This window comes from Pseudoalteromonas sp. TP27 (genome assembly GCF_056470645.1).
This window is the reverse complement of record NZ_JARDAK010000056.1, coordinates 1-3208: the sequence shown is the minus strand read 5'-3', so window position 1 is coordinate 3208 and position 3208 is coordinate 1. Positions and strand designations below refer to the sequence as shown.

At 38.9% G+C, this 3208-nt stretch carries 2 protein-coding genes and 1 pseudogene; all 3 read right to left on the bottom strand.

Annotated elements, in window-relative coordinates; genetic code table 11:
- Positions 1-2207: pseudogene (locus PX700_RS21690) on the bottom strand (Tn3 family transposase); the annotation flags it as partial.
- Between the two features lie 37 nt (positions 2208-2244).
- Positions 2245-2640 carry a DUF4158 domain-containing protein gene (locus tag PX700_RS21685; RefSeq protein WP_479521913.1) on the bottom strand — a complete coding sequence of 132 codons (396 nt, stop codon included), beginning with the start codon at positions 2638-2640 and terminating at the stop codon, positions 2245-2247.
- 210 nt (positions 2641-2850) lie between these two features.
- On the bottom strand, positions 2851-3208 hold a 358-nt coding region (locus tag PX700_RS21680), incomplete at its 5' end, for a hypothetical protein (RefSeq protein ID WP_479521912.1).

The following is a 3208-nucleotide window of genomic DNA, read 5'->3' as shown; positions in this document are numbered from 1 at the left end:
TCCTCATCATCAAGATATTTGAGTAAATAGAGCGTTTTATTCGCTCTCCCTAACTCAATAATTCCTTGTGTTAACCCTGATGGTTTATCACTTTTTAATAATGATCTAACTAGCTCGGAAGCTTTTACTTTACCTAATGTTAAAGATCCTGCTACTCGCATCATTTCATCCCACTGAACTGTAATACGCTCCGGTTTTAGAATGCTGCCAGAAACGTCATTAAGTGGTCCATAGTCAGCGGATTTATCAAACCTCCATAATGTTGAAGAGCCCGCATCGGCCAATCGAGGGGAAAATTGAAAACCAAGTAGAGCAAATAACCCAAAAATAAGATCACTCGAACCAGCAGTATCTGTCATCAGCTCTACAGGATTGAGAGAGGTTTCTTGCTCTAGCAATCCTTCAAGAACAAACAATGAATCACGCAGAGTTCCCGTAACTGTTATGTCGTGAAAGCCACTGTACTGATCAGACATAAAGTTGTACCAAGTTATTCCTCGAGATCCTCCAAAATATTTTTTATTAGGACCCGCGTTAATGGTTCGTATTGGGGTTACAAATCTCATCCCATCCGCTGAAGCAACCTCCCCACCTCCCCATATCTGAGCGATAGACAATTTACTTTGGTTATCAACCAAACGGGTATTCGCCTTAAGCAGTGTTTCGGAACGTAAGTAATTTTGTTTTACCCACTGAAGCCTTGAGCGACTTAGTGCTGCTATTTGCGGCTTAATTAAAGGTTCTAAACCTATATTACAAGCTTCAGAAATCAAAACAGCACAGATACTGATATCAATATCTTTTACTCTGGCTTTGGACTCACTGACATGGGTAAATTCCTTGGTGAACCCAGTGATAGCATTAATCTCAACTAACAATTCTGTTAAATCAACTTTAGGTAATAGTTTAGTCGTTTGTCGTCTCAGCTCAGTCGTCGATAACGACTCCCTGTTCGGTTCAAGCGCTGATATATTCAAACGAGGTTTACTGTCTTTTATTTCAACCGACACTTGGCTATTCTTCTGGAAACGAGAAGCAACCTCTTTAAACATTTGATCTAACCTAGACTTCAATTGAATGAGAGCGCCTTGAGGCTCAACAGCATAATTTAATGATCGGCAAATATGATGTCGAGTTTGTTTCCAAGCCTCTTCGGATAACAGCTTAGAGCGAGGATCAGACCAATTTTTGCTATCTTCTAAGAAAATATTTCGTCGTCGTAAACCATCTTGAAGCTCTGAAAGAAAGCATAAGCAATAACCTTGTTTTGATATATGGCCATCCTCCTGAAAAACTAAATGCTTCCACGTGGTTTTCACTATATCGGTCGGCGCGTCTTTTAATATTCGTTTATTACTGATGCCCCTTTCTTTCAAATAGCGGTAGGCATTTAGCAGTTGCTCTCCTGACGGTGACGCCTTAAAAGGAATTTTATTGAGTAGCGCAGGTAAAAAAAGTCGCACACGGCCATACTGCTCTACAAGCTCCTGATGATAGGGAGCATTAGCCGGTCTGACTAATTCTTTTACTACATTGAGTGAATGGGTAACTTGTTGTTTAGAAAAACGTTGAAATATCGTATCACGGATACATTCATCACCGATGTTGTCATCGATTAATAGAGTGCATACTTGGGATAATAATAGTGCTGATTTATCAAGATCTTTTAATGTACGCAGCCGTTTTTTCTGTCCGATATTTTTAGCAAGGGCATTCATTTGAGTGATCAGCATATCTAAAATATCAATCGCATCATCTAATGTAGTTAACCGGTGCGTATGGATGAATGCCAGTAGTATCGATAATTTTTTATCCTCTGGCATACGAGCTAATTGAGAAACTGAGGCGGTCATTGCATAACGAGCGACAGATTGTATACGTGCTTCAGGTAGCGCCTCAAAAGCCTCTTTAGATATAGGGTAACTAAGCGCATGCTCATACCGATGGATCGCCGATACCAATGATGGGCCACTGATAGTCGTAGGGCCTTTTCTCAAGCGCTCTAAACGAGATTGTTTTCCACCATCATGATCTATTTCTAATAGTGTATATAGCGCACATTTTTGCTCTTCTGTGAGAATTGATGCGAGCTTTTTCCATAAACGTTTATCAGCACGATCTCTTGTTTCTGCGATTAAGCGGATCAATATAGTGACACCAGGCAATAACACTTTATTGTCAATTAACCACGATGTTGCAAAATCGAACAAAGCACTCGGGCGCTCATTCGCTATCCATGCGCGGCTATACAATTGTCGAATAAGACGAAATCCCATATATATTGCTAAGATCCCGATATCCATAAACCTGTTTAATTTCTCGATGGTGGTCCCACTGAGTATTCTTTCGCAACGAGTATCTTTTCAGTACTTCTATATTCCTAATATTCAGTTGAGATGCGATAAATTGTAATGCTTCTCTAGGAACGCCTTCAAATTCGAGCGTGAATGTGCCAAGAAAGCGTACTGAAGCCAGTTGTAGAGCAAAACCTAATCGATTATGTTTTCCTCGATGCTTATTAATTAACACCAAATCAAATTCATCTAAGTGAAAGTAACGAGTTAGCTGCAACTCATTCGGTATATCAGTGAAACAACCATACTGTTGTTTTTGCTCTTTAGTGAGAAATTCTACTGGCATGTAAGCACTTCCTGATAAAATGAAAGCGGGCTAAATTGAACTTTAGATAATTTGATCGTTCAATCAGTTAAATTATTATAATTTTGATTTATATGACTTTTATTGGAGTGAATGTTAAAGAAATCAGGTAATGAGTCAAAAAACTATTTCCATGAATAACTGTCGCTGTTCACGAATATAATATTTTCGACTCATTAAAAATTTACTGATTTACAAGAACTTTTCAGCAACTGCTCGTTTACCCTTGGGCTCTGAGGATTCAATGATGTTTTGCTCTGGATAGTAAAAGCCACTGACAAGCAAACTCAGGTTCCCAACCTCTTCTATTTCTACTTTAACGGAAAGTTCGGAGCCATCATCCCATGTATCCCTTACTGTTGCTTTGCAAAGTTCACCATGAAGTTCAAATTCAAATTTCTGATCATTTGGATTGTAATTTTTAATGGCTGTACGAATGAGCGTGTCACCAATTTGGTCTCTTTTTTTCTTAGAGAGCATGTCTAGAGACCACTCCTTTATTGGTCCGTACATTCCACTATTATTTAGAGCGTCTAGAATTTTTCGCATA

Excerpts from the sequence above, each read along its gene's own strand:
- PX700_RS21685 (WP_479521913.1), bottom strand. The coding sequence starts at position 2,640 with ATGCCAGTAGAATTTCTCACTAAAGAGCAAAAACAACAGTATGGTTGT.